Below are 7,379 nucleotides of genomic sequence, written 5' to 3'. Positions count from 1 at the left end.
GATATTTTATCTCTCAAGTTCATCGGCTCTCCTTTTGTGTGGTATTTTTTAACAAACATATTCTACCAAAAGGAGAGCAATTTTACACCAAATAAATTCAGAAAAATTCACTTATTTTATTACTTTTGCAAGAGCCTCTCCTTTTAGTAATTTTTCTCTGTAAGAAATATTCTGTTAGTTAAAAGAAACAGGACTATCAAGATGGGGACTGACATCATTGTGCCTGCACTCACAGCCCCGTTAAATGCAGGCGCTACGATTAAAATGTGGCATTGGTGTTACGGGATATTGATGATTATTTCGCAGTTTACCCCTGTATCCCCAATTACATGTGGGCCGCCGTCACAGTTATCCTTTTCAGTACCGCCATCAAGTGAATCATCACCTTCTCCACCCTTCAGAATATCCTTACCGGTTCCTCCATTCAAGGTGTCGTTACCATTTCCACCAAATAACCTATCATTTCCATTTCCACCATTGATGGTATCATTCCCATTACCACCCCAAATAATGTCATCACCATCGTCTCCATTTAATATGTCATCTCCTCCCCAACCGCATATTATATCATTACCACCTAGACCATCAATAATATCGTTACCCAGAAGCCCGATGATTACGTCAGGGCCGTTGGTGCCTATGATATGATCATTGCCGTTAGTGCCTATGATAGTCGGGATTAGCCCGAAGCACCTCAACCGGTCGTGTGTAAATACATCATAGGCATTATTTGTGTCCCCTGCCGTGAGATTCGATGATTTGGATTCAAAGGCAACATACCTGCCGTAGGCACTGATTGCAGGGTCAAAACTGCTGCTCACACCTTCTATACCTGCGCTGTTAATGCTTACCCGCATGGTAACTCCTGTATCCATGCTATGAACAAAGATATCCCTGACATTGTTGTTATCATTAGCAACAAGATTACCGGCAAGAGAAACAAAGGCAACAGACCTATCAGTTGTGCTGATTGAAGGGTCATAACTGCCGCTATCTCCTTCGACACCTGCGCTATTTATGCTTACACGTGTTGTTATCCCGGTATTACGGTCATGAACAAAAACATCTCTCACCTTATTCAAGTCATTTGCAACTAAGTTTGTGGAAGACGAGTCAAAGGCAATATACCTTCCATCACCGCTCATAGAGGGTGAATAGCTGTGGTCATTACCCTCTATGCCTGTGCTGTCTATGCTTACACGTGTTGTTATTCCTGTATTACGGTCATGAACAAAAACATCTCTCACCGTATTCAAGTCGTTTGCAACTAAGTTTGTTGATGTTGATTCAAAAGCAACATATCTTCCCTCAGCATTAATAGAGGGGTAGTAACTGTGGTTATTCCCTTCAACTCCGGCACTGTTGACACTTACTCTTGTGGTAACACCTGTTTGCCTGTCATGGACAAAGATGTCTGCTGTCTGGTTTGTATCACTATCTACCAGGTTCGTTGCATAAGAGTAAAAAGCAATATACCTTCCATTAGCGCTTATTGCAGGGGCGTAGCTGTGGTTATTCCCTTCAACTCCGGCACTGTTGACACTTACTCTTGTGGTAACACCTGTTTGTCTGTCATGGACAAAGATGTCAGATGTCCGGTTTGTATCGCTATCTACCAGGTTCGTTGCATAAGAGTAAAAAGCAACGTACCTGCCATTGGCGCTGATAGAGGGATTATAACTGTCTTTATCACCTTCAATACCGGCGCTGTTTACACTCACCCTGCCGGTAATGCCTGTTTGCCTGTCACGGACAAAGATGTCTGCTGCCTTATTCGTGTCGCTGTCAACAAGGTTTGTGGAAGATGAGTAGTAAGCAACATTTCTCCCGTCAGCGCTTAAAGAAGGGGTATAACTGTTATTATCACCTTCATTGCCCAGACTATTTAAACTAACGCGGCCGGTTGCCTCTCCATAGACAGGAATCTTTAATACAAACAGGAATAACACAACCATTATAGAAAATGTGCGCCTTAAATTAATGTCTGAAATGTTCATCATAATTTAATCCTCCTTATTATATTCCTTTTTTAGCATTTGTTATGTTGACTGGAATAATCTCAAATGGGGGTAACTTAATCTCCTGAGGTTTATCCCCGCCGACAACTTCAATCTCTCTCTGTTTTTCTATAGCAGTGTAGCCTTTCGGCAGGGTGTCTGAATCTATCTGTACTATGTACCTGCCTGGCCTGATATTTCCAAGAAAAAAACTACCGTTTCCTGCAGTGATGGAATTAGTAACAGGAATCATATCCGAATCTGTTAAAAGGATACGTATCCCTCTTATAGACTTATTATATCCATTTCCATATTCAGCAGCAAATACAAATCCTGATATAGTGATAACCGGTGTAATTCCGAAATTTACCTCAGTGAGATTACCGGGATTAATATAAGCAGTCTGGATTCCGTGAGTCGGAGAGTAGATGGCAGGGATGGTATCAATGTCAAGGAAAACACGGGCCTTTTTAGCCTGCGTTACATCCTGTATTATGAAATATCCATTCCTATCACTGACAGCATTTTGGTAACTATCGAGGATTACCTTTACATCTTCAATACCCGGTTCTCCAGGGTCTCTTACTGCATTGGCATTGAAATCAAGAAAGACCGTACCATGAACCCCACCCCGCTCAGGATTGATCCGGTTATTAGTAATACGTGCAGGGTAACCATCTTTAAAACTGAACAGCTCATCAAACTCAAGGAGAAAGACAAACCTCCATTCATCATTTTCAAAACGGTTCTGAAGCCAAATCCTGCTTCTGCCGGCTGCATCACACCGATACTCAAACCGGTTTTCCCAGAATAGTTTCTCAATATCCATATCATAACCCAAATCAGTAATGGCCTGAAACAGATAACTTTTGCGAATCCTGAATGAATGGGATAATGATGTCCTCCGGCGCTCTTCATATTCCATATACGACAGTCCCACACTATTATTTTCAGTTACATATTTCCGTACGGCAGTACTTACCGAAGGGGTTTTATTCATCGGAAGACCCGGCAACCTCAGACCGGATAGAAAATCAGAATGTTCACCGGTTACTAAAGAGTCGCCTCTTGAAACAACTGCATCAAGACTCAAGTCAGAAAGCGGAGTCACTACTATCTTGTATGTATAAAGGGCTTTCGGCTCTCCTTCCCAGTCCGGTGAGACCCTGTTGACATCAAATGCGATAGTTGACCGGGGAAGTAAGCTTGACGTAATCTCCATGTTCTGGAAATTAACAGAGAGGGTATCATTACGCTCATGACGGAGGTTGTCCCTCACCATGCCTGAGGCAACTCCGACCTCTGTTTTTTGATATGGCCGCCACTTCCCATTCAGAACATATCCCTCCCTGTCGTGCAGCAGAATATTTTCCCCATTAAAAAAGTTTTGTCCATAACTAAAGTATTGAACATGAATGTCAGTATTTCTTTGCGGGTAAATATCCCCGTTCAGCTTGTAGGCAAAATCATCATGTAATTCACTCTCATCCCTGCTGAAGGCAAGGTCACCAGACAGAACAAGAGAATCAAACAATCTCCATGATGATTCAACCCCAAGGTGGTTACTGTCTCTTGGAAAAGGGTAAGAGTTATAAATGTCTCTCTGGGCCGCCAGTATGCCGCCGATGGTTAGATCCTCTGTTATGCCATATAGCACCCTTCCGTAGACTAAGGAGCCGTGTGCTGCCCATCTATCGTCTTCCCTCTTACTGCCTAATCCTGCAATATATGCAGCACTGCCGGCAGGAAGGAGCATTGAACTGCCGAGTATCCTTTTGTGCAAATCTGTTTTGACTCCGTCAGGGTCAGTAATAATAATATGGATATCATGCAGTATCCCCGGCGGGAGTTTTATTTCAGTAAACCGGTAAGCCCCGGTTATTGATTTCTGTGTCTCTATGATCCGATCATTGACAATTAACTGAACATCAGACCCTGAAGGCGCCGGCCCTTCAAATACGTAAGGCTGAATAAAATACCTGTTCAGACCTGTTAGTGTTTTGTTGTATTGTAATGAACCTGCCTCATCAAACGTATTTGCTGAGTATCCATTTACCCGTATCCCGGCTGCCTTTACAACCGGAAATATTAAATCATTCAGCCCGAATATGGAATCTCCTGCTGTGATTTCTGTGTTGGGGAATCGATAAGTCCAATCAACCTTCTCTAACATGAATGTTGCTTCATTTTTTATGGACGGATGATCCTTTTGTCCGACAAAGACCGGCGGCTGAGTAATCTGAAGTCTGTATTCTCCTCCACCAAGATTACCCCATAGGTTTTGTTGGAACGAATCCAATATCAAACCCTTTGATTGGATATTATCACCTGATGACATCTGGGATCGCAGCCTGAATTCAGCAAAATCAAGAGAGTTTTTTTTTGGATGAGAAGGGGGATGTGCCTCCGGAAGTGTATCTGTAAATTCATAAGCAGAAATCGCAAGGAGAGAGGAATGTTTCGGAAGTTTCCATAGATCCATAGCAAACTGCCCCATCGGTTTAGCTTCAAAACCGTAATACTCCTCATTCCACTTCACGCTTATAGGAAATATGCCGGATACCATATCAGCCGGCAGATATATTTCCCTCTCCATTGTTATGTCAGAAATTGCCGGTATAAGCTCTATTGATTTTATGTCGTCATTAATCCTGACCTCTTTTTTAAGTATGTTCAATACCACCTTTAAATTACCTGATGGTTCAAAGAATATTTCATTTTCTTTTGTGACCTTTTCAATATTGAATACCCTCAGCAGTCTTTGCAAGGGGAGGAAACGTTTATGAGAAACAGTATCTACAATTATATCGAGGTCTTCTATCTTTAAGACCTCCCATGGCTTATTCCCAATTAATATAAAACCGACTACCTCTGTTTTAAATTGTTTACTGCCGGGCTGCGCTCTTGGTGATTCCTCTTGACTATCTTCTATAGAACTATCTATAAGGCTTTGCGGGGTTACTTGATCTTCACTCGAAAATCCATCCGGCGGGGTAAGAAAACCCCGCCTATCCATGCCTATGTTGAGGATAGGCGGGCCATTCTTGTCCTGCTGATTTTCATCGGAATACGGTTGCACCTCTGCTCTGCTGTGAATAGGCGTAAGTATGACGCATATAACAACAATAAATATGACAAGGTATAATATTCTGCTTCCAGTACATTTCCCCTCATCACAAAGAAGACTTCCATATAAACCGGCTTTCATTTGAAATGGCCTTTTTCAACTGAGGACCATTAAATCTAATATTGATCTTATAATTTCCCTCAGGCATTGTTATCTCTTTGGTTACTGAAAACTTCCTGTCTGACCCTGGAAGAATATAAGACTTTCCGAGCGAGCCTTTTTCAACTACTTTATCCGACTCATCAGTTATTTCATATTCACCGGTAATCAGTATGCGGCCGTCGCCGTTATTAATGACCGTTGCATCAATGCCGGCGGCCTTCTCATTTTGATTTACAATAATCTCTTTAACCGAACCATCATAAATAACATCTCCTGACTGTCCAAAGATTGGTACCAGTATTGTGGGTATGACCTCTATCTTTAATTCACGACCTGCGGCGTCCTTACCTATTGCTTCTGATGTATTTAATGATTCTAATTCCATTGCTGCCCAGTATTCTCCGGATGGTAAATTCCCTTGTGGGAGGATAACGAAACGGATAGTCCTTTTTGTTTTTGGGGAAACTGAAAATTCCTCCGGATTGAACTTAATCCATTGGGCAATAGAATGTTCATCAGGCGGTATTTCCCTGACGCCTCCGTCTTTTAAGAAGGTAAAGTGAATCGCCTTAATCCTGTATCGCTCCTCCTTATCTCCGACATTTGTAATCATGAAGCTGCCGGCCGGCCTGCCCTTATCCAGACGTATATCAATAAATGCAGGAGATATGGCAATCTCAGCATTGGATATGCCGATTAGAAGCAATAAGACAATACTAAACGTGTATGATGCTATTAATATATAGCGGATCATTTTAATCATCCTTGAGAGGCTCTTGCAAAAGCACAAAAATGCTGTCATTCCCGCATGTCCCCCGCTGATTGTCTGCGGGGGCAAGCTTAAGCGGGAATCTATTGTATTATTACAGAAAATCATATCTGTCCCCGAATGCCTCTATCGGGGATAGAAGATTTCGGGGATGACAGAGACCTTTGCAAGAGCCTCCTTGTTTATTCAGTTTTAAATTTTCAGAAGTATAGTGATTGGCACGAATATATACAACAAACTTCTAATCATAATCTATTCACGGCACCAACATTGCGATGAATTTTACCTTACCGCTGTACTCGCCCATTGGTTTTTCAGGGTCTCCCTGATTCCAGGTAACTGTTATATAAACATCCTGACTGAAGTGACCGTTCTGGCTGCTTTCAAAATGAATCTGATTAGTTGCCAGACCCGGATATGCACCAATGCTGCAAGGACCACCGCTATAGATTGCGACATTGCTAACCCCGGCCATTGGACTTGCATCTGTCGGGTTGATCGGCACACCGGCAGACAGGTTAAGCGGAATCGGCGCAACACTTGGATTAGTCGGGTCATCCCCTTTATACAGCTCTGATGCACATACTGACAGGTTCACGTCTTCCTTATTTGCATCAACACGGAAGCCTATAACAGCGTTAAAGTCCCCCATCTGAACTGTTCCGGCATTAACAATAGGAGTCAGAACACCTACAGCGATATTAGGATTAACAGTAGCATAAACATGGGCCTCAGCCGAACCGCTTGTATCAGCATACGCAGCAGGGACAGTTGTAGCGGCTACTATCCCGATTGTCAGTAAAGAAACTACACTTAGTATTAATTTCTTCATGGTATTCACCTCCTCTCCTTTGAAAACATCAAAGGAAAGACAATAATTAAGTTAACATCCAATTCGTGCCAATCACCCCCCTTCTGAAGGTATAAAACAATTATTTGTATAATATGCTCGTAATTCCCCCATGATAAAAGCGGGTATATAGTGTTTATCAGAGATGAATATTCCTGTCCACGAGTCATTTTATCGTGGAACTGATGGATGGAACTTTTTAAAGAAGATGTAGTTTTTATATGAGACGAACTATTTAGTATATAAAAGCATTATCTATGCCACTTATAATTTAGTATGAACCCTTCGACAAGCTCAGGGTGACAACATTGGTGTCATGGTAAGCCTGTCGAACCATGACGAACAGCCAGTTAGGAGATTTTTTCTGATGAACCGTCATGAACGGGGCGCTCACAAAGGGAAATGAAAATAGTAAACAGTAAGCAGTGAGCAGTAAACAGGAAAGGCAGTCTTTATCTGCTAACTGCTTACCGCTTACTGCTTACTTGGGGTCATTTTCGGATGAACTCCCATGAACCGAGGGTTCACAAAGGG

At 42.3% G+C, this 7,379-nt stretch carries 3 protein-coding genes and 1 pseudogene; all 4 read right to left on the bottom strand.

Annotated elements, in window-relative coordinates; genetic code table 11:
* Positions 1 to 710 precede the first annotated feature (710 nt).
* Positions 711 to 1,955 (bottom strand): annotated as a pseudogene (locus HZA08_01430) (PD40 domain-containing protein).
* Between the two features lie 61 nt (positions 1,956 to 2,016).
* Positions 2,017 to 5,205, bottom strand: a complete 3,189-nt coding sequence (locus HZA08_01425; GenBank protein MBI5192083.1) for a hypothetical protein — start codon at positions 5,203 to 5,205, stop codon at positions 2,017 to 2,019.
* Positions 5,171 to 5,980, bottom strand: coding sequence for a hypothetical protein (locus HZA08_01420; GenBank protein MBI5192082.1), 810 nt, complete (start codon positions 5,978 to 5,980; stop codon positions 5,171 to 5,173). The genes HZA08_01425 and HZA08_01420 overlap by 35 nt, the downstream gene beginning before the upstream one ends.
* A gap of 271 nt (positions 5,981 to 6,251) precedes the next feature.
* Positions 6,252 to 6,827, bottom strand: a complete 576-nt coding sequence (locus tag HZA08_01415) for a hypothetical protein (GenBank protein ID MBI5192081.1) — start codon at positions 6,825 to 6,827, stop codon at positions 6,252 to 6,254.
* Positions 6,828 to 7,379 lie beyond the last annotated feature (552 nt).

This window comes from Nitrospirota bacterium (assembly GCA_016212215.1).
Taxonomy (GTDB): Bacteria; Nitrospirota; 9FT-COMBO-42-15; order HDB-SIOI813; family HDB-SIOI813; genus JACRGV01.
This window is presented reverse-complemented; position numbering and strand designations above follow the sequence as displayed.

Coding starts and splice junctions, on each gene's coding strand:
- HZA08_01425 (MBI5192083.1), bottom strand. CDS start 5,205: ATGAAAGCCGGTTTATATGGAAGTCTTCTTTGTGATGAGGGGAAATGT.
- HZA08_01420 (MBI5192082.1), bottom strand. CDS start 5,980: ATGATCCGCTATATATTAATAGCATCATACACGTTTAGTATTGTCTTA.
- HZA08_01415 (MBI5192081.1), bottom strand. CDS start 6,827: ATGAAGAAATTAATACTAAGTGTAGTTTCTTTACTGACAATCGGGATA.